Below are 19,210 nucleotides of genomic sequence, written 5' to 3' on the forward strand. Positions count from 1 at the left end.
CGAACCGGCCGGCCGGGCGGCCGGCACCCGACTCACGGCACCACGACGGTGCCGGTCGCCTCCACCGCCACCAGCGGCGGATCCAACACCTCGGCGGCCGACTCCCGCCGATCCGGCCGGCCCCGACACACCACCGTCAACACGAACTCGACCGTCCGGCTGCGGGTACCCACCCGCACCACCCGGCCCGTCGCCTCCACCACGTCACCGGCCCGCACCGGCGCCACGAACCGCACCGCCGAATACCCGGCGAACAGGCCCTCATCCCCGTCGGTGCGGATACACAACTCCGTGGCCACATCCCCGAACAGGCCCAACGCGTACGCCCCGTCCACCAGGCCACCCGCGTAATGCGCGTGCCCGTACGGCACGTACCGGCGGTGCGTCACCGTCAACCCGACGCTCACCCGGCCACCCCCGCACCGGTCAGCTCATGCACCAGGTAACTGGCCACCTCCCGCGGCGTCGTACCACGCCCGAAGATCCGGCTCACCCCCAACTGCTCGGCCATCAACTCATCGAACCGGGGGCCGCCCACCACCAGCAACGGGCGCCGACCGGCCGGCAACGCCTCCCGGAACGCCGCCGACATCTGCCGAGTGTTGTGCAGGTGCGCGTCCCGCTGCGTGACCACCTGCGACACCAGCACCGCGTCGGCCCGCTCCGTCACCGCCCGCTCCACCAGATCCGCCACCCCGACCTGGGCGCCCAGGTTCACCACCCGGAACTCCGGATACGACTCCAGCCCCTTCTCCCCGGCGATGCCCTTCACGTTGAGGATCGCGTCGATGCCCACCGTGTGCGCGTCCGTGCCGATGCAGGCACCCACCACCACCAGCTTGCGACGCAACCGCCGCCGCACCACAGCGTTGATCTCCTTCGCCGGCAGCACCGGGAAATCCCGCTCCGCCACCCGCACCTCGGACAGGTCCACCAGGTGACTCACCCGCCCGTACACCACGAAGAACGTGAACCCCTCGCCGATCGGCCGGGAATGCACCACCATCGCCGGATCCATGCCCATCTTGCCGGCCAGCTGCAGCGCCGCACCCTCCGCCCGCCGGTCACACACCACCGGCAGGGTGAACGACAACTGCACCATCCCGTCACCGGTGGTGTCCCCGTACGGCCGCACGACAGTACCCGAACTCATCGACCCTCCAGGATCTCCGTCGCCGGATTGAAGTAGTCCGCCTCGTGCCGAGCCACCCCGTCAAGGCCGCGCCCACCATCGGCCGGGCGCCGCATGATGCCGAACGTGCCCGCCCCGATCGCCTCCAGCAGCCCGTCATCGACGATGCGGCGCAGCAACGCCACCGACTCCTCCAGCACCAGCCGCGCCCGCCGCTGCACGAACCCGCCGGGTGCCGGCACGAAATCCTCACCCAGGCCGCCACACGCCCCCAGCACGTACCGCACATTGGACAGCGCCGTGTCCCGATCCGACAACCACGGCGTCACCACCGCCTCGGTCATCATCCCCACCAGCAGAATGCTCTGACCCGTCAGCACCCCGCACAGATTGAAGAAACCGTCCAGCAAATTGCCCCGGAACACGTCCCCGGTCATGTGCTTGGTCGGCGGCATCCACTTCAACGGCGCCTTCGGGAACAACTCCCGGGCCAGCAACGCGTGCGCCAACTCCAACCGGAACGAATCCGGCACCTCCGGGTTGATCTCGAACGCGTGCCCCAACCCCAACTGCCAATCCGCCAACCCCGCCTCCTTGGCGAAGTACTCGTTCAGCAGCTGCGACACCGTCACCGTGTGCGCCTCATCCACCGCGTCCGCGGTGGTCAGATAATTGTCCTCACCGGTGTTGATGATGATCCCCGCCCGGGCATGGACCTGCCGGGAAAACCGCTGATCCACGAACGTGCGCACCGGATTGATATCGCGGAACAAAATGCCGTACATGCTGTCGTTCAACATCATGTCCAGCCGTTCCAACCCGGCCAACGTCGCGATCTCCGGCATGCACAGCCCCGACGCGTAATTCGTCAACCGCACATACCGGCCCAACTCCCGCGACGTCTCATCCAACGCCGCCCGCATCAGCCGGAAATTCTCCTGCGTCGCGTACGTACCCGCGAACCCCTCCCGGGTCGCCCCCTCCGGCACATAATCCAGCAACGACTGCCCCGTCGACCGGATCACCGCTATCACATCCGCCCCGGCCCGGGCCGCCGCCTGCGCCTGCGGAATGTCCTCGTAAATGTCGCCCGTCGCCACGATCAGATAAATCCACGGCCGGCTCGACCCGCCCGGCGCAGCGCCAGGCGAGCCGTGACCCGGGCCGGCCGCCCCGAACCGGGCGATCAACCGCTCCCGCTCCGCCCGACGCCGATCGATCTGCCGGAACCCCCGCGCCACCGAACGCCGCGCCGAACGCCGCGCCGCCGTGGCCGCCGACCCCGACGGCACCTCGAACCGCACCGACCCCGCCGCCGCCTTCTGCGCCAGCAACGTCAGATCATCCATGCCCGACGACGCCAGCGCGTGAAACGCCGGCACCGCCACCCCATGCCCCAACCCCACATCCGCGACCACCGCGTCGACCAGCCGGTTCACCCACGGAATGCCATCCGGATCGGCCCCCGCCACCCCGGCCAGACGCAACACGGCCCGCTCCACCGCGACCGTCGTATGCCCCCGGGCCAACTCGACCACCGGCCGACCGGCCCGCCGCGCCAACTGCCGGGCCAGGCGCACCTGCGCCCGATCCAGATCAAGCTTGCTCGCCATCGAAGATCACCTCACCGCGTAGCACCGTCCGGCGGCACACCGGCAACGCCGGCTCCGGCTCCTCCGCCTGCGAACTCAGCAACGCCGGCAACCCGCCGGACACCCCCGCCGCGTCCCACACCGCGAACGTGGCCGGCGCACCCGGTGACAGCACACCGTCCTCATCCCGGCGCACCGCCCGCCAACCACCCCGGGTATGCGCCGCGAACGCCGTACGCACCCCCACCCGGTACACCGGGTTGTGATGAAGCATCGCCGCCCGCACCGTCCCCCACGGATCCAACGGCGTCACCGGCGAATCCGAACCGAAAGCCAACGACACCCCCACCCCCGCCAACGCCCCGATCGGATTCGCCGCCATCGACCGGGCAGCCCCCAACCGCTGCGCGTACATCCCATGCTCCCCGCCCCACAACCGGTCGAACGCCGGCTGCATGCTGGCCACCACCCCGAACGACACCAACCCCGCGATCAGCTGCTTGTCCACGATCTCCACATGCTCCACCCGGTGCCGAGCCTCCCGGATCGCGTCCACCCCCACCTGCGCCGCCGCCAACCCGAAACCCGCCAGCACCGTCGCGATCGCCCGATCCCCGATCGCGTGGAACCCGCCCTGCACCCCCAGCCGCGTGCAGTCCACCAGATGCCCCGCGACCTGATCCGCCGTCAGGTACCCATGCCCGCACGTGTCCGCGTCCACGTACCGCACCCGCAGATGCGCCGTCTGCGACCCCAGCGCCCCGTCCGCGTACAGATCACCACCGGCACCCACCGCACCCAACTCCCGCGCCTTACCGGCCGCGCCCAACTCCCCCCAGTACCCGTACACCTCCGGCAAACCCCGCCCACCCAACGCCAACACGCTGGTGAAATCCTCCTCACTGGAGGTACCGGGCCCACCGCACTCATGCACCGCCGCGATCCCCAACGACGCCGCCCGCCGCAACGCCGCCGTCTGCGCCTCCCGCCGCGCCGACACCGACAACGAACCCAACGCCACCTCACGCACCGCGTGATGCGCGTCCTGACGCAACCACCCCCGCGCGTTCCAACCCAGCAAGGACGGGTCCGCCACCGCCAACAACGCCGTCGACACCACCGCCGAATGCACACTGGCCTGCGACAGGTACACCCGCCGACCACCCGCCGCCCGATCCAACTCCGGCGCCGAGGGAGGCTCCCGCACCGGCCACCCCGACTCGTCCCAACCGTGCCCGATCACCACGGCATCACCCGGCAACCCCGCCGCGAACTCCGACACCCGGCGCAACACCTCCGCCGCCGAGGACACCCCCGACAGATCAAGGCCCAACAGCGCCATCCCGGTACTGGTGGCATGCACATGCGCGTCCACGAACGCCGGAGTGACCAGCGAACCGGCCAGATCAACCACCCGATCGGCGGACGGCTCGTCACCGGCCTCACCCAACCAGGCGATGCGCCCATCGCGCACCAACACAGCGGTAGCCCGAGGATCGGCCGGACTGTAGACACGGCCGTTGCGGTACAAGGTACTTGGGGTCATACCCATCAGTCTGACGCCGCCGGCGAACCAACGACGCAACCCCCCACCGGCGCGCCGAACCCGACCGGCACCCGATCCGGCCACAACCGCCGCCCGAACAACCCCGCCACCCCCGGCACCGTACGCACCAGCTCCAGCGCGTACCCCGCATGACCCGGCACGTACCCGTTCCCGATCAGCATCGTCACGTCCGCCGCCAACCCCTCCGCGCCCAACGCCGCCGCCGAGAACGACGTCGCCATGCTGAAGAACACCACCGTGCCCCCCGCCGCGGCGGCCAGCACCGCCCCGTGCTCGCAGCCCGGCACGTCCACGCACACCACCACCACATCCACCGGCTCGCCGACCGCCGCGGCCAGGCCCACCGGATCCCGGGCATCGGCCACCACCACCCGATCCGCCAACCCCGACCCGCGCAGCAACCCCGCCTCACGCTCATCCGGCACCACGCCCACGGTCAGCGCCGCACCCGCCCGCCGCGCCGCCGCCAGCGACAGGCACCCGCTCTTACCCGCCCCGCCCAGCACCGCCACCCGAGGCCGCTCATACCCGGCCACCACCCGTGCCGTCAACGCCGGCGCCCCACACACGTCCAACACCGCCAGCGCCAACGCGGCGTCCAGATCCGCCGGCAGCACCGCCGCCACCGACCGGCCGAACAGGATCGCGTGACCACTGCACGGCACCTGCTCCGTCAGGCCGTCCCATCCGACCAGCCCGTCGCCGACCACCAGCGGCGTCAACGTCAGCGACACCAGCGTGGCCACCCGGTCGCCCGGCACCAGTCCCAGCGGCGAATCCGGCCCGACCTCCTGCACCGTGCCGATCAGCATGCCGCCCGAGCCGGTCACCGGATTGTGCATCTTGCCCCGTGAGGTGATGATCTCCAGCACCTCCGCCCGCACCGCGTCACCGTCGCCACCGTGCTTCTCCGACAACTGCCGGAAACTGGCCGCGTCCAGATTGAGCCGCTCCACCGCGACCCGCACCTCGTCCCGGCCGACCGCCGGCGACGCGTCCAACCGGCTCGCCGCCTGCGGCAACACGCCCGCCGGCTCGATCACCCGATGCAACCCGATAGCTGAGGTCATTCCGCCGCCCCTCGAACGTCGCCACGATGGGCGCCGATCATCTCAAATCCGCGCCGAGCGTCCGAAACTTTGCCGCACGATCGTCACAAACGAAAAGACTTCCTGTACCTTGAAGTGGTAACAGGATATCTTCCACCTCCGTCTGGTCAACCGGGCCAAGTCGAGGGAGGCACCGTGGCCATCACCCACTCACCGACAGCCGTGATCGCTCCACCCCGCCCCGCCCCGGCGAGCTCCGGCGCCGGCCAACCCCACGAGTACCGCCGCCGCGAACTCGTCGAACCCGACTGGACCCGACTGCCCGGCTGGCGCCACGTCACCCGGCAGGAATGGGAATCCGCCCAGTGGCAACGCGCCCACTGCGTCAAGAGCGTCCGCGGCCTGCGCGACGTCTACGGCGACCTGATCGAGGAACGGTTCTACGCCGACCTGGAAGCCGACCAGCGCACCAACGCCACCATGTCCATGCTGGTACCACCCCAGATGATCAACACCATGGTGCCCCACACCGTCCCCGACATCCACCGGCTCTACGCCGACCCCGTGCGCCGCTACATGCTGCCCGTCGCCTCCGACCGGCGCACCGACTGGCCCAGCCACCCCTACGCCACCCGCGACTCCCTGCACGAGCACGACATGTGGGTCGCCGAAGGGCTCACCCACCGCTACCCCACCAAGGTGCTCGCCGAACTGCTCTCCACCTGCCCCCAGTACTGCGGCCACTGCACCCGCATGGACCTGGTCGGCAACTCCACCCCGGCGGTCAAGAAGCTGCGGCTGACCCCACGCCCCACCGACCGGTACGACGGAATCATCAGCTACCTGCGCACCCACCCCGGAGTCCGCGACGTCGTCGTCTCCGGCGGCGACGTCGCCAACGTGCCCTGGCGTCACCTGGAAACCTTCCTCACCCGGCTGCTGGCCATCGACACCGTCCGCGACATCCGCCTGGCCACCAAGGCGCTCATGGGCCTACCCCAGCACTGGCTGCAACCCGACGTCGTCGAGGGCCTCGGCCGGGTCGCCACCATCGCCGCCCAGCGTGGCGTCAACCTCGCCATCCACACCCACATCAACCACGTCAACTCGCTGACCCCGCTGGTCGCCCGCGCCGCGCAGACCGCCCGGCAGGTCGGCGTGCGCGACGTGCGCAACCAGGGCGTGCTCCTGCGCGGGGTCAACGCCAGCGGCCTCGACCTGCTCGAACTGTGCTTCGCGCTGCAGGGCGAGGCCGGCATCCTGCCGTACTACTTCTACATGTGCGACATGATCCCCGGCGCCGAGCACTGGCGGGTCGCCGTGTGGCAGGCGCAGGACCTCCAGCACGACATCATGGGATACCTGCCCGGATACGCCACCCCGCGCATCGTGTGCGACGTACCCTTCGTCGGTAAGCGCTGGGTACACATGCTCACCGAGTACGACCGGGAGCACGGCATCTCGTACTGGACGAAGAACTACCGCACCTCGATCGAGCGCGACGACGCCGACGCGCTCGTCCGTCGGTATCCCTACTACGACCCGATCGACACCCTGCCCCCGTCCGGGCAACGGTGGTGGCGCAAGCAGGAGTGTCACGTCGACTGACCCGGTCGGGTCGACCCAACCTTTTCCCAGCCCCTGAGGCCCGGCCGATCTGGCCGGGCCTCAGGGTGTTTCGGTGAAACTCCTTTTTGCTTTTGACCTTTGAGGTCGGTGGACATCGGGGTCACACTCCCTACGGCATCCTAGGACGCTAGGTTGTGATCGATCAGGCGCCGGAGCGCAGTCCGGCGACCACGACATCGACCAGCCGGCCGAAGCTCTCGTCCAGATCCTCCCGGTACCCGAACCCGCCGGCCGCCTCCAGCACCGCGAAGCCGTGCACGCTGGAGCGCAGGATTCTGGCCGCGTGGATCGCCTCCGCCCCCTCCAGCCGGTAGCCCCTCAGCACCGCGAGCACGACGGCGAGCAGGTCCTCCCGGCGTCCGGCCGCCGGGGGCGGCGCGACCAGCAGTCCCGCCCGGTTCGGGAACTCCACCAGGTACGCCCGGTACGCCCCCATCAACGCCCGCACCGCCTCGTCGCCGGACACCCCGATCACCGCCTGACGGACCCGGTCCGACAGGCCCGCGATCCCCTCGCCGGCCACCCGCTCACGCAGATCCGGCAGCCCGGCCACGTGCTTGTACAGCGACGGCGTGGCCACCCCCGCCGCCTCGGCCACCCGGGCCAGCGTCAACCCGTCCAGGCCCGACTGATCCACGATCGACAGCCCCAGCTCCACTACCTTGTCCACGGTCAGGCCTGCGCGCCGAGGCATCCGCACTCCTCCAGAGATCCGGTACGGCTAACAATGTTAGCCTAACGGCTATCGCCTGTGTCACAAGAGGGGGCCTCTCGCCGACGCCAGATTTGCCGGTATCCGACAATGGACGACGTGGGTGACATCATTTTGATCCGGCACGGCCAGACCGAGTGGAGCGCGAACGGGCGGCACACGTCGTACACCGACCTGCCCCTGACGCCCGATGGCGAACGGGAGGCCGAGGCCCTGCGCCCGGGGCTTGCCGGCCGGCGGATCGGCGCCGTGCTGTCCAGCCCGCTACGCCGAGCGCGGCGCACCGCCGAACTGGCCGGGCTGACGGTCACCGAGACCTCCGACGACCTGGCCGAGTGGAACTACGGCGCGTACGAGGGGATCACCTCGAAGCAGATCCACGAGGGGCGCCCCGACTGGAGCCTGTGGCGCGACGGCTGCCCCGAGGGCGAGTCGCCGGAGCAGGTCGGCGCGAGGATGGACCGGGCCCTGGCCCGGGCCCGCGAGCTGGCGGCCGGGGACGACGACGTGGTACTCGTCGGGCACGGCCACTCGCTGCGGGTGTGCGGCGCCCGCTGGATCGGCCTGGACGCCTCGCACGGCGCCGGCCTGCTGCTGAGCACCGCCACCGTCTCGGCGCTCGGCTTCGAGCACCACCTGCCCGCGATCGTGCTCTGGAACGCGCCGGTCGGCGCCGCCTGAGACCTCGGCCTGGGCCCGCCGCGAACTACCGGCCGACCGGCGCGGCCCGGCCCTCGTACGGCGTGGACAGCACCACCGTCGTGCGGGTGGTCACGTTCACCGCGGTGCGGATCTCCTGCAGCAGCCGCTCCAGGTCGCTCGGGCTCTTGACCCGCACCAGCAGCAGGTAGAAGTCCTCCCCCGCGACCGAGTAGCAGGACTCGATCTCGGGCAGCCCGGACAGCCGCTCCGGCGCGTCGTCGGGCGCCGCCGGGTCGATCGGCCGGATCGCCACGAACGCGGTCAGCGGCAGCCCGATGGCCTCATAGTCGATCCGCGCCGCGTACCCCTTGATCACGCCGCGCTGCTCCAGCCGGCGGACTCGCTGGTGCACCGCCGACACCGACAGCCCGACCCGCTCGGCCAGGTCGGTGTACGACAGCCGGCCGTCCCCGGACAGCGCGGTCAGAATCGCGCGGTCGATCGCCTCCACGGCGAAGAACCTACCCGCCCCCGCGCCGCCGCGCGGACGCCCCCCGGCGGCGCCCGCCTCCGCCAGCCGCCGACCTCCTGGTTTGCCGATTCGCGGCATCGGGAAGCCAAAGATCGGCTACGGCCGCGGCATGACATGGGGAGCGTGACATGGTCGATACGGCGAACAGCGATGCGGCGAACAGCGATGCGACGGCGAACGGGGAAATCGTCCGGACCGACGTCCCGGCCAGGCTGGACCGCCTGCCCTGGGCCCGCTGGCACTGGTTAATCATCATCGGGCTCGGCACCGTCTGGATCCTGGACGGGCTCGAGGTCACCATCGTCGGCAACCTGTCCGGGCAGCTGGCCAAGGCCGGCAGCGGCGTGCACATCACGGCCAGCCAGGTCAGCGGCTTCGGCGCGGCGTCCTATGTGGCCGGTGCGTGCGTCGGGGCGCTGTTCTTCGGCTGGCTGACCGACCGGTTCGGCCGCAAGAAGCTGTTCATGATCACGCTGGGCGTGTACCTGGCGGCCACCGCGGCCACCGCGCTGTCGTTCAGCTCCTGGTGGTTCTTCCTGTTCCGGTTCCTCACCGGCCTGGGCATCGGCGGCGAGTACGCGGCGATCAACTCGGCCATCGACGAGCTCATCCCGGCCCGCCACCGCGGCCGGGTCGACCTGGCCATCAACGGCACGTTCTGGCTCGGCGCGGCGATCGGCGCCGTGGTGACCATCCCGGTACTCAACGACTTCCCGGTCAACGTCGGTTGGCGGCTGGCGTTCGGCCTGGGCGTCGTACTCGGCCTGGTGATCCTGCTGGTGCGCCGCAACGTGCCGGAGAGCCCCCGCTGGCTGTTCATCCACGGCCGGGGCCGCGAGGCGGAGGAACTGGTCGGCGGCATCGAGCAGCGGATCGAACAGCAGACCGGCGAGCGGCTCGAGAAGCCGGACCGCTTCATCAGCATCCGCCAGCGCCGCTCCATCGGACTGTGGACGATCGTGCGCACCCTGTTCGCCCGGTACCCCAAGCGCTCGATCCTGGGGCTGTCGCTGTTCATCGGGCAGGCGTTCCTCTACAACGCGGTCACCTTCGGCTTCGCCCAGATCCTGGAGACGTTCTTCAAGGTGCCCTCCGGTTCGACCGGCTGGTACTACCTGATGATCGCCGGCGGCAACCTGCTCGGGCCACTGCTGCTCGGGCCCCTGTTCGACACCGTCGGGCGCCGTCCCATGATCGCCGGTAGCTACCTGCTGTCCGGCCTGCTGCTGCTGGGCACCGCCTGGCTGTTCCACACCGGCGTACTCGGCGCCCTGTCCCTGACCCTGTGCTGGTGCGTGGTGCTGTTCTTCGCCTCGGCCGGGGCCAGCGCCGCCTACCTGACCGTCAGCGAGGTCTTCCCGATGGAGACCCGGGCACTGGCCATCGCGGTGTTCTACGCCGTCGGTACGGCCGCCGGCGGGATCACCGGGCCGCTGCTGTTCGCCAAGCTCGTGGGCACCGGAAAGGTCGGCGACACCGTGCTGGCGTTCACCGTCGGCGCCATCCTGATGATCCTCGCCGGGCTGGTGGAGGCCGCCATCGGCGTCAAGGCCGAGCGGCGCAGCCTGGAGGACCTGGCCACCCCGCTGACCGCCGAGCCGTCCGACTCCGGCGCACCCCACCAGCCCGGAACCCGAACGGACGGTAGCGGTCTGGCTACGGTTTGACGGCGGTGGCCGAGGGTATGTGGCGGCGCCATGAAGGTCAACGCGGCAATCATCTACTACTCGGCCACCGGCATCACCTACCAGATGGCGCTGGCGGCGCAGGAGGCCGCCCAGAAGGCGGGTGCCGAGGTGCGCCTGCGCAAGGTGCGCGAACTGGCCCCCGACGAGGCGGTCTCGTCCAACGAGGGCTGGGCCGCGCACCGGCTGGCCACCCAGGAGGTACCGGAGGCCACCCTGGACGATCTCGACTGGGCCCAGGCGGTCATCTTCGGCACACCGACCCGGTACGGCAACGTCGCCGCCCAGCTCAAGCAGTTCATCGACACGACCGGGTCGATGTGGGCGCAGGGCAAGCTGGCCAACAAGGTCTACTCCGGGTTCTGCTCCACCGCCACCGCGCACGGCGGCCAGGAGTCCACCCTGCTGGCCCTGTTCAACACGGTGTACCACTGGGGCGGCATCGTGATCACCCCCGGGTACACCGAGCCCGGCCAGTTCGTCAGCGGCAACCCGTACGGCGGCTCGCACACCAGCAACAACGGGACGCTGCCCCCCGACCAGGTGGCGCTGACCGCGACCGCGCTGACCACGACCCGGGCGGTCAACCTCGCCCAGTCGCTGGCCCAGACCACCGCCGGGCAGTAGGTCGACGCCTCGCAACAGGCCACGGACCTGGCCCCTGACTCACCCGTGCGGCGCCGGAGCCACCCCGGCGCCGCATCGGTGCGACGGCTCAGCCGCGCGCCAGGTCCCTCGAGATCACCAGTCGCTGGATCTGGTTGGTCCCCTCGACGATCTGCAGCACCTTCGCCTCGCGCATGTACCGCTCCACCGGATGGTCGGACACGTACCCGTACCCGCCCAGCACCTGCACCGCGTCGGTGGTCACCCGCATGGCCGCGTCCGTGGCGAACAGCTTGGCCTTGGCCGCCTCCACCCCGTACGGCAGGTTGGCGTCGCGCAGCCGGGCCGCCGCGAGCACCAGCGCCCGGGCCGCGGACACCGCCGTGGCCATGTCGGCCAGCAGGAAGCCCAGCCCCTGGAAGTCGACGATGCGCTGCCCGAACTGCTCCCGCTCCCGGGCGTAGCCGGCCGCGTAGTCCAGCGCCGCCTGGGCCAGCCCGACCGCGCAGGCCGCGATGCCCAGCCGGCCCGAGTCCAGCGCCCGCATGGCGATCCGGAACCCGGAGCCCTCCTCGCCGACCAGCCGGTCGCCCGGCGCCCGGACCTCGTCCAGCACCACCTGGGCCACCGGCGAGGAGCGCAGGCCCATGGTGCGCTCGCGCGCCTGCGGCGCGAGGCCCGGCGTACCCGCGTCGACCAGCAGGCAGGAGATGCCGGCGGCGCCCGGCCCGCCGGTGCGGCAGAACACGTTGTAGAAGTCGGCCTGGCCGGCGTGGGTGATCCAGGCTTTGGTCCCGTTGATCACGTACCCGTCGCCGTCGCGCCGCGCCCGGGTGGTCATCGCCGCCGGGTCGGAGCCGCCGGCCGGCTCGGACAGGCAGTATGCCCCGAGCGTCTCGCCGCCCACCAACTCGGGCAGCAGGCGCTTGCGCTGCTCGTCGGTGCCGAACGCGGCGACCGGGTAGCAGGCCAGCGTGTGTACGCTGACCGCCTCCGCCACCGCCAGCCACCGCGCCGCCAGCAGTTCGAGGACCTGCAGGTAGACCTCGTACGGCTGGCCACCGCCGCCGTACTCGACCGGGTAGGGCAGCCCGAGCAGCCCGGCGCGGCCCAATACGCGCATGATCTCGCGGGGGAACTCACCCCGCGCCTCGAAGTCCGCGACCCGCGGCGCCAACTCCCGGTCGGCGATCTCCTGGGTCAGTTCGAGCAGGTCATAGGCTTCCTCGGTCGGAAGCACCCGGGGCACCGCGCCGGTGGGCCGCCCGGGGTCCGTCCGCCGGCCCGCAAGCTCGGCGCTCACAGCGGCATCAACTCCGTGGGTTGTTGGAATCGCGCCGCCGCCCGTTGATCGCGGACGCCGGCGTCCAGGGTCGGCAATTAGCTTAACGCCCGTTTGGGGCGCGGCGGCAGCCCAGGCTCTACGCTGTACCCGTGCCCCGGCCTCTGCTGCTGATCGACTCGGCCAGCCTGTACTTCCGCGCCTATCACGGCGTACCCGAGTCCGCCGCCCGCGCCCCGGACGGCACCCCGGTCAACGCCGTGCGCGGCTTCCTGGACATGCTCGCCACCCTGGTGCGCACCCGCCGGCCCGACCGGCTGGTCTGCGCGCTGGACGAGAGCTGGCGCCCCGACTGGCGGGTGGCGCTGATCCCGTCGTACAAGGCGCACCGGCTGTCCCCGGCCGGCGGCGAGGAGGTGCCCGACGGGCTGGTCGGCCAGGTACCGGTGATCCTCGAGGCGCTGGCCGCGCTGGGCATTCCGGCCGTCGGGGCCGCCGGGTACGAGGCCGACGACGTGCTGGGCACCCTGGCCGCCCGCGAGCCCGGCCCGGTCGAGGTGGCCTCCGGCGACCGGGACCTGTTCCAGCTGGTCGACGACGAGGTCCCGATCCGGGTGCTGTACTGCGGCCGGGGCGTGGCCAAGCTGGAGGTGTTCGACGACGCGGTGGTGCGCACCCGGTACGGGGTGCCGGCCGCCGGGTACGCCGACTTCGCGGCGCTGCGCGGAGACCCCAGCGACGGGCTGCCCGGGGTGCCCGGGGTGGGCGAGAAGACCGCGGCCCGGCTCATCGACCGGTACGGCAGCCTGGCCGGCGTGCTGGCCGCCCTGGACGACCCCGCGGCCGGCTTCGCCGCCGGGCTGCGCGCCAAGCTCGCCTCGGCCGGCCCCTACCTCGCCGTGGCGCCGAAGGTCGTCGAGGTGGCCCGCGACGCCCCGATCCCGGAGTTCGACACCGTCCTACCCGGCGCGCCGGCCGACCCCGAGGGCCTGCTGAAGTTGGCCCAGCAGTGGAACCTCGCCGGCCCCACCACCCGGCTGGTCGACGCGATGGCAGCCGCGGCGCGCTAGGCGACTCGCGCCCCGGTCCGCCGCCCCGGCGTGGACCCTCCCGGTGCCGGCCCGCTCCGGTGGCGGGCGCCGCGACGTGCCGAGCCGCGACCTGCCGGCACCGCCTCAGACGTCGGCGGCCGGGACGGCCGCGCCCACCGCGGCGTACGCGAGCACGCCCCGGTTGACGGCGGCGATCGCCTCGCGGGCGCTGCGCCGCACCCCCGCCGGCGCCCCGGACGCGTCGGAGAGCTGGCCGAGCAGGTCGATCACCTGGCGGGCCCACCGCACGAAGTCGCCGGCCGGCATGTCCCCGTCCAGGGTGTGCACGCTGGACAGCACCTTGAACAGCGGCTCGCCGCGCGCCCACCGGTAGATCGGCCAGACGAACCCGAGGTCCGGCTCCCGGGTCAGCTCCAGGCCGTGGGACGCCTCGTCGCTCTCCAGTCCCGACCAGATGACGAGGGTCTGCTCGATCGCGTCGGAGACCGGCCCCCTGGGCACCGAGGCCCGCTCGTCGCTCTCGCGGCGAGCCTCGTACAGCACCACCGACACCGCGGCGGCGAGCTCCGGCGGGGACAGCTGGTCCCACACGCCCTGGCGCAGGCATTCGGCCACCAGCAGGTCCGCCTCCGTCCACACCCGGGCCAGCATCCGACCGGCGTCGGTCACGCCCAGCGTCCCGTCGGCCGAGCGGAGGTACCCGCGCCGCTCCAGCAGCGCGCAGACCTGGTCGAAGGTGCGGGTCAGCGACCCGGTCCGGTTGGCGACCTTGTCGCGCAGGGTGGCGTTGTCCCGGTCCAGGCGGTGCTTGCGCTCCGCCCACCGGGCGTGCTCCTCCCGGTCCGGGCAGGCGTGGCACGGGTGGGCGCGCAGCGCGTGGCGCAGCCGTTCGAGCTCGCGATCCTCCCCACCGCCGCGCCGCGAACCGCGCCGGCCGGCGCGGGGGTCCACCCCGGCGGCGCGCAGGGCCGCCGCCAGGTCCCGGCGCTCGGCCGGCGAGCGGTGGTTGAAGTGCTTCGGGACCCGGACCCGGGCCAGCGCCTCCACCGGCCCGGGGAACTCCCCGGCCGAGATCCGGCCGGCCCACCGGTCCTCGGTCAGCACCAGCGGGCGCGGATCGTTGAACGCGCCGGTGCCCGGGTCGAGGACCACCGCCAGGCCGGCCCGCCGCCCCGACGGCACCCGGATGACGTCGCCGACCCGCAGCTTCTCCAGCGAGGCGACCGCCGCGCTGCGCCGCTGGTGGGCGCTGGCCCTGGCCTGCGACCGCTCCCGCTCGCCGATGGCCACCCGGATGTCGAAGTACTCGCCGAAGTCCCCGCGGTCGCACTCCATCTCGGCCTCGTAGGTGCGCGCGGTGTCCACGTTGCGCTGCACCTGACGGGCCAAACCGACCACCGAGCGGTCCGCCTGGAACTGCGCGAACGAGGACTCCAGCAGCTGCCGGGCGCGGTCGCCGCCCATCGAGCCGACCAGGTTGACCGCCATGTTGTACGAGGGCCGGAAGCTGGAGCGCAGCGGGTAGGTGCGCGTCGAGGCCAGCCCCGCCACGTGCCGCGGATCGACCTCGGGCGCCCACACCACCACGGCGTGCCCCTCGACGTCGATGCCGCGCCGCCCGGCCCGGCCGGTCAGCTGCGTGTACTCCCCCGGCGTCAGGTCCACGTGCGCCTCGCCGTTGAACTTCACCAGCCGTTCGAGCACCACGCAGCGCGCCGGCATGTTGATGCCCAGCGCCAGCGTCTCGGTCGCGAACACCGCCTTGACCAGGCCGCGGACGAACAGCTCCTCGACGATCTCCTTGAACGCCGGCAGCATCCCCGCGTGGTGGGCGGCCAGCCCGCGCTCCAGCCCGTCGAGCCACTCCCAGTACCCGAGCACCTGGAGGTCCTCGGCGTTGATGTCGGTGGTGCGCGCCTGCACCAGCGCCCGGATCTCGGACCGCTCGTCCGGTGTGGTCAGCCGCAGGCCGGCCTGCAGGCACTGCTGGACCGCGGCGTCGCAGGCGGCCCGGCTGAAGATGAACAGGATCGCCGGCAGCAGCGCCTCCCGGTCCAGGCGCTCGACCACGTCCGCGCGCAGTGGCCCCGGCCACCGTCGCCGGCCCGGCCGCCCCCGCCCAGGGTCGAGATCCATCCGCCGGACCATCTCCCGGGTGTGCCGCAGCAGTTCCGGGTGCACGTCGTGCTTCTGCGCCGCCTCCGCGTCGTGGAACAGGTCGAACATTCGCCGGCCGACCAGCATGTGCTGCCACAGCGGCACCGGCCGGTGTTCGCTGACCACCGCCTCGGTCCGGCCCCGGACGGTGACCAGCCAGTCGGCGAACTCCTCGGCGTTGGACACGGTCGCCGACAGCGACACCAGGGTCACCGCCGCGGGCAGGTGGATGATCACCTCTTCCCAGACCGCGCCACGGAACCGGTCGGCGAGGTAGTGGACCTCGTCCATGACCACGAACGACAGTCCGTCCAGCGCGGGCGAGCGGGCGTAGAGCATGTTGCGCAGCACCTCGGTGGTCATCACCACCACGGGCGCGTCCCCGTTGATCGCGTTATCGCCGGTGAGCAGGCCGACCTTCGCCGCGCCGTGCCGGGCCACCAGGTCGTGGTACTTCTGGTTGGACAGGGCCTTGATCGGCGTGGTGTAGAAGCACTTGCGGCCCTGCACCAGCGCCAGGTGCACGGCGAACTCGCCGACCACCGTCTTGCCGGCCCCGGTCGGCGCGCACACCAGGACGCCGCTGCCGCGCTCCAGCGCCTCGCACGCCTCCCGTTGGAACGGGTCCAGGGTGAAGCCGATGGTCGATGCGAACTCGGCGAGCGCGGGACTGCGCGATGCCTCGGCCGCCCGCCGGCGGGCCGCGGCGTACCGCTCGGCGGGGCTGGTCATACCTGAAAGGCTACCGTCCATGCGGCCGGCGAGAGACGAGGCGTCCCGGCCGGCACGAATAGCGCCACAAACACGGGCGCAACGGTCCGAACCCGGACGATGGGCCGGGCGGCCGGTCACCTTGCGACCCCCGTTCCGCCCATCGGTATGGTGCTCGTCGTGTCCGATCACGAAGAATCGCCCGCCGACCGTGATCATTTGTCCCGGCTCACGCCGGGCGCCGAGCCCCCGGCCGCCGTGCTATTCGACTTCCACGGCACGCTCATGCAGGTCGAGGACTCCGTGACCTGGGTACGGGAGGCCGCCGCCGCCTGCGGCGCCGCCCTGGACCGGATACGCGCCACGGCCCTGGCCGACCGCCTGGTCACCGCCGGCCGGGCGGGCGGACCGCTCCCCCAGCGGGTGCCCCCACACCTGGCCGAGGTGTGGGCCGACCGGGACCTGTCGGCGTACGCGCACCGGGCCGCGTTCACCGGGCTGGCGTCCACGGTCGAGTGCGGCGTGGACGGGCTCGCCGACGCCCTGTACGACCGCCTGCTGGTACCGGAGGGGTGGTTGCCGTACACGGACACCGCCGCGACCCTCCGGGCGCTGCGCGCCGCCCGGGTACCGGTGGCGGTGCTGTCGAACATCGGCTTCGACATCCGGCCGATCACGCGCGCCCACGGCCTGGACGACCTCATCGACGGCTACGTGCTGTCCTACGAGATCGGCCGGTGCAAGCCGGACCGGGCGATCTTCGAACACGCCTGCGCCACCCTCGGGGTGCCGCCGGAGAAGGCACTGATGGTCGGCGACACCACGGCCGACGCGGCGGCGGTCCGGGCCGGTTGCCGGGCCTACCTGGTGCCGGCCGCGGAGGCGGGCGCCGCCAACGGGCTCGGCGCGGTACTCAGCCTGGCCGGCCTGGCCTGAGCGCGCCGGCCCGGGACACCGGGGTGAGCCGTCCGTGCCGCGCCGGCGCGAGGGCCGGCGCTCACGCCAGCAGGGTCAGCGCTCCCGGGGCGCTGGTCGCGGTGACCGGCAGCGGGAAGGCACGCTCCCCGTCCACGTAGGACACGATCCCCTCGGCGCGCAGTTCCACGGTGGCCGCCCGGTACGTGGTGACGAGCGGGTGCCCCACGTGGGTGCCCTGGTACACGTGTGGCTTGATGCGGGCGAACGCGACCCGGCCCAGCCGGCCGCCCACCACCACGTCCAGCAGCCCGTCGGTCGGGTCGGCGTCCGGGGTGATGCGCATCCCGCCGCCGTAGCGGGCCGTGTTGCCGACCGCCACGAGCACCGCGTCGAGCTGGTGCTCGACGCCGTCGAGGACCATCGTGTACCGCCGGGGGCGCAGCCGCAGCATCTCCGCCACGATCGCCACGTCGTACCGGCGGGGGCCCCTCGGAAAACGCATCCGGTTGGCACGCTCGCTGACGATCGCGTCGAACCCCGCCGCCAGCACCGCGCCGAACCAGCGCACGTTGCCGCCGGCGTCGGTCAACCGGCCCAGGTCGACCTTGCGGATGCTGCCGCCGTCCAGCGCCCGGGTGACCGCCGCCGCGGCGGCGACCGGCTCGTCGGGCAGGCCCAGTTCCACCACGAAATCGTTGCCGGTGCCGGCCGGCACCACGCCGAACGGGATGCCGGTGCCGGCCACCGCCTGCAACCCCAGGTGGATGGTGCCGTCACCGCCCACGGCGACCAGCGCGCTGACGCCGGACGCGACCGCGCCGCGACAGGACGCCAGCGCCTCGTCCACCGAACCGGCGGGCAGCACCGTCACCTCACGCCCGGTGGCGCGCAGCCGCTCCAGCACGCCGGGCAGGGCGTCGCGGTGCCGCCCCCGCCCAGCGGACGGATTGAGCAGCACCGCGACCGGCCCTGAGTCGCCGATTTGCGTCACGGTGATCAGGTGATGTCGTCGAAGTGGCGGTCCAGCGGACGCGGCGGCGCCACCGGCTCGATCACGCTGACGGGTTCACCCGCCTCGACCGGGTCACCGTTGTCGTAGTCCAGCGGCGAGACTTCGTCATCACCGACGTCGCCGAAGGTGGCGCGATGACGTCGAGCGCGGCGCTTGTCGTTGAAGTACGCGAACAGCACCGCGCCGAAATACAGCGCGGTCAGGCCGAGCGCCAGCACCGTCATGGTGAACGGGTCGCCGGTCGGGATAGCGATCGCCGCGAACACGAAGAACACCAGGATCGCCGGGCGCCACCAGCCCACCAGCCGTTTCGCCGAGGCCAGCCCCGCGATGTTGAACAGCATGACGACCAGCGGGAACTCGAACGCGAGGCCGAACAGCAGCACCAGGTTCGTGACGAAGCCGATGTACTTCGACAGCTCGAACGTGAAGCTGACGTGGGAACCGCCGAAGTTCAGCAGGAAGTCCAGCGCCCGGGGCAGCATGATGTACGCCAGCCAGGCGCCCAGCGCGAACAGCGGCGCGGCCAACGTGGCGAAGGCATAGGCCCACCGCCGCTCGCTGCGGTGCAGCCCCGGCGCGATGAACGCCCACAGCTGGTAGAGCCAGAACGGCGCGGCCACGATCAGCCCGACGATCAGCGCGACCTTGACCTGCAGGGCCAGCGGGCCCGTGGGGTCCAACGCGAGGAATTCACCGCAGCTCTGACCCGGCTTCTTCGTGGCGTTGCAGTAGGGCGTCTCCAGCAGGTCCAGAACCGGCTTGGACAGGAACCAGCCGACGATCATGCCACACACGATCGCCAAAGCCGCCTTGAACAGGCGGGTACGCAGCTCGCGCAGGTGATCGAGCAGCGTCATCGAGCCGTCGGAGGCGCGCTCGAACTGAGTCTTGCCTCGCCGACGCACCGGGAGAGCCACGGGGAAGCTCCT

At 71.9% G+C, this 19,210-nt stretch carries 15 protein-coding genes and 2 pseudogenes; 6 read left to right on the forward strand and 11 right to left on the reverse strand.

What is annotated here, in order from left to right:
* Positions 1-32: 32 nt before the first annotated feature.
* From kal to kdd, 5 genes and pseudogenes are all read right to left on the reverse strand, one after another.
* Positions 33-407: a 3-aminobutyryl-CoA ammonia lyase gene (gene kal / locus ABEA87_RS07395; RefSeq protein WP_345627273.1), complete on the reverse strand. Its 375-nt coding sequence runs from the start codon at positions 405-407 to the stop codon at positions 33-35.
* Positions 404-1,153, reverse strand: a complete 750-nt coding sequence (gene kamE, locus ABEA87_RS07400; RefSeq protein ID WP_345627275.1) for a lysine 5,6-aminomutase subunit beta — start codon at positions 1,151-1,153, stop codon at positions 404-406. Before kamE ends, kal begins: the two co-directional genes overlap by 4 nt.
* Positions 1,150-2,745 carry a lysine 5,6-aminomutase subunit alpha gene (kamD, locus tag ABEA87_RS07405; protein ID WP_345627277.1) on the reverse strand — a complete coding sequence of 532 codons (1,596 nt, stop codon included), beginning with the start codon at positions 2,743-2,745 and terminating at the stop codon, positions 1,150-1,152. Before kamD ends, kamE begins: the two co-directional genes overlap by 4 nt.
* Positions 2,729-4,270 (reverse strand): amidohydrolase, encoded by a 1,542-nt coding sequence (locus ABEA87_RS07410; protein ID WP_345627279.1) that lies wholly within the window; start codon positions 4,268-4,270, stop codon positions 2,729-2,731. Before ABEA87_RS07410 ends, kamD begins: the two co-directional genes overlap by 17 nt.
* A 74-nt stretch (positions 4,271-4,344) precedes the next feature.
* A pseudogene (kdd, locus tag ABEA87_RS07415) lies at positions 4,345-5,361 on the reverse strand (L-erythro-3,5-diaminohexanoate dehydrogenase); the annotation flags it as partial.
* 180 nt (positions 5,362-5,541) lie between these two features.
* Between kdd and ABEA87_RS07420 the strand changes: the two are divergent.
* Positions 5,542-6,948, forward strand: coding sequence for a KamA family radical SAM protein (locus ABEA87_RS07420; protein ID WP_345627376.1), 1,407 nt, complete (start codon positions 5,542-5,544; stop codon positions 6,946-6,948).
* A gap of 163 nt (positions 6,949-7,111) precedes the next feature.
* Here the strand turns inward: ABEA87_RS07420 and ABEA87_RS07425 are convergent, their stop codons facing one another.
* Positions 7,112-7,663, reverse strand: a complete 552-nt coding sequence (locus tag ABEA87_RS07425) for a TetR/AcrR family transcriptional regulator (RefSeq protein ID WP_345627281.1) — start codon at positions 7,661-7,663, stop codon at positions 7,112-7,114.
* 117 nt (positions 7,664-7,780) lie between these two features.
* Here ABEA87_RS07425 and ABEA87_RS07430 point away from each other — a divergent pair, with 117 nt between their 5' ends.
* Positions 7,781-8,362 carry a histidine phosphatase family protein gene (locus ABEA87_RS07430; protein WP_345627283.1) on the forward strand — a complete coding sequence of 194 codons (582 nt, stop codon included), beginning with the start codon at positions 7,781-7,783 and terminating at the stop codon, positions 8,360-8,362.
* Here the strand turns inward: ABEA87_RS07430 and ABEA87_RS07435 are convergent.
* Positions 8,341-8,834: pseudogene (locus ABEA87_RS07435) on the reverse strand (Lrp/AsnC family transcriptional regulator); the annotation flags it as partial. The gene ABEA87_RS07430 and the pseudogene ABEA87_RS07435 overlap by 22 nt on opposite strands.
* 149 nt (positions 8,835-8,983) lie before the next feature.
* Here ABEA87_RS07435 and ABEA87_RS07440 point away from each other — a divergent pair.
* Together ABEA87_RS07440 and wrbA are read left to right on the forward strand one after the other, a co-directional pair.
* On the forward strand, positions 8,984-10,522 hold the full coding sequence (locus ABEA87_RS07440; protein WP_345627286.1) for an MFS transporter: 1,539 nt from the start codon (positions 8,984-8,986) through the stop codon (positions 10,520-10,522).
* Positions 10,523-10,552: 30 nt separating this feature from the next.
* Complete coding sequence (wrbA, locus tag ABEA87_RS07445) at positions 10,553-11,167, forward strand: NAD(P)H:quinone oxidoreductase (RefSeq protein WP_345627287.1); 615 nt, start codon at positions 10,553-10,555, stop codon at positions 11,165-11,167.
* An 88-nt stretch (positions 11,168-11,255) separates the two neighbouring features.
* Here the strand turns inward: wrbA and ABEA87_RS07450 are convergent, their stop codons facing one another.
* Entirely contained in the window at positions 11,256-12,395 is a 1,140-nt protein-coding gene (locus ABEA87_RS07450; protein ID WP_345627378.1) for an acyl-CoA dehydrogenase family protein, read from the reverse strand.
* A 185-nt stretch (positions 12,396-12,580) separates the two neighbouring features.
* Here ABEA87_RS07450 and ABEA87_RS07455 point away from each other — a divergent pair, with 185 nt between their 5' ends.
* Positions 12,581-13,498 carry a 5'-3' exonuclease gene (locus tag ABEA87_RS07455; RefSeq protein WP_345627289.1) on the forward strand — a complete coding sequence of 306 codons (918 nt, stop codon included), beginning with the start codon at positions 12,581-12,583 and terminating at the stop codon, positions 13,496-13,498.
* A gap of 105 nt (positions 13,499-13,603) precedes the next feature.
* Here ABEA87_RS07455 and ABEA87_RS07460 read toward each other — a convergent pair whose 3' ends face one another.
* A complete protein-coding gene (locus ABEA87_RS07460; RefSeq protein WP_345627291.1) occupies positions 13,604-16,369 on the reverse strand; it encodes a DEAD/DEAH box helicase in 2,766 nt (921 codons plus the stop codon).
* Between the two features lie 159 nt (positions 16,370-16,528).
* Here ABEA87_RS07460 and ABEA87_RS07465 point away from each other — a divergent pair, with 159 nt between their 5' ends.
* A complete protein-coding gene (locus ABEA87_RS07465) occupies positions 16,529-17,284 on the forward strand; it encodes an HAD family hydrolase (protein ID WP_345627293.1) in 756 nt (251 codons plus the stop codon).
* Between the two features lie 61 nt (positions 17,285-17,345).
* On the opposite strand, the gene ABEA87_RS07470 is transcribed toward ABEA87_RS07465, so the two are convergent.
* Both ABEA87_RS07470 and tatC read right to left on the reverse strand, forming a co-directional pair.
* On the reverse strand, positions 17,346-18,266 hold the full coding sequence (locus ABEA87_RS07470; RefSeq protein WP_425570792.1) for a diacylglycerol kinase family protein: 921 nt from the start codon (positions 18,264-18,266) through the stop codon (positions 17,346-17,348).
* Positions 18,263-19,198 carry a twin-arginine translocase subunit TatC gene (gene tatC, locus ABEA87_RS07475; RefSeq protein WP_345627297.1) on the reverse strand — a complete coding sequence of 312 codons (936 nt, stop codon included), beginning with the start codon at positions 19,196-19,198 and terminating at the stop codon, positions 18,263-18,265. Before tatC ends, ABEA87_RS07470 begins: the two co-directional genes overlap by 4 nt.
* Between the last annotated feature and the right edge of the window lie 12 nt (positions 19,199-19,210).

Origin of the sequence: Rugosimonospora acidiphila, from assembly GCF_039543385.1 — a bacterium.
In the GTDB taxonomy this organism is placed as follows: Bacteria; Actinomycetota; Actinomycetes; order Mycobacteriales; family Micromonosporaceae; genus Rugosimonospora; species Rugosimonospora acidiphila.

Coding starts and splice junctions, on each gene's coding strand:
- kamE (WP_345627275.1), bottom strand. CDS start 1,153: ATGAGTTCGGGTACTGTCGTGCGGCCGTACGGGGACACCACCGGTGAC.
- kamD (WP_345627277.1), bottom strand. CDS start 2,745: ATGGCGAGCAAGCTTGATCTGGATCGGGCGCAGGTGCGCCTGGCCCGG.
- ABEA87_RS07410 (WP_345627279.1), bottom strand. CDS start 4,270: ATGACCCCAAGTACCTTGTACCGCAACGGCCGTGTCTACAGTCCGGCC.
- ABEA87_RS07425 (WP_345627281.1), bottom strand. CDS start 7,663: ATGCCTCGGCGCGCAGGCCTGACCGTGGACAAGGTAGTGGAGCTGGGG.
- ABEA87_RS07440 (WP_345627286.1), top strand. CDS start 8,984: ATGGTCGATACGGCGAACAGCGATGCGGCGAACAGCGATGCGACGGCG.
- wrbA (WP_345627287.1), top strand. CDS start 10,553: ATGAAGGTCAACGCGGCAATCATCTACTACTCGGCCACCGGCATCACC.
- ABEA87_RS07460 (WP_345627291.1), bottom strand. CDS start 16,369: ATGACCAGCCCCGCCGAGCGGTACGCCGCGGCCCGCCGGCGGGCGGCC.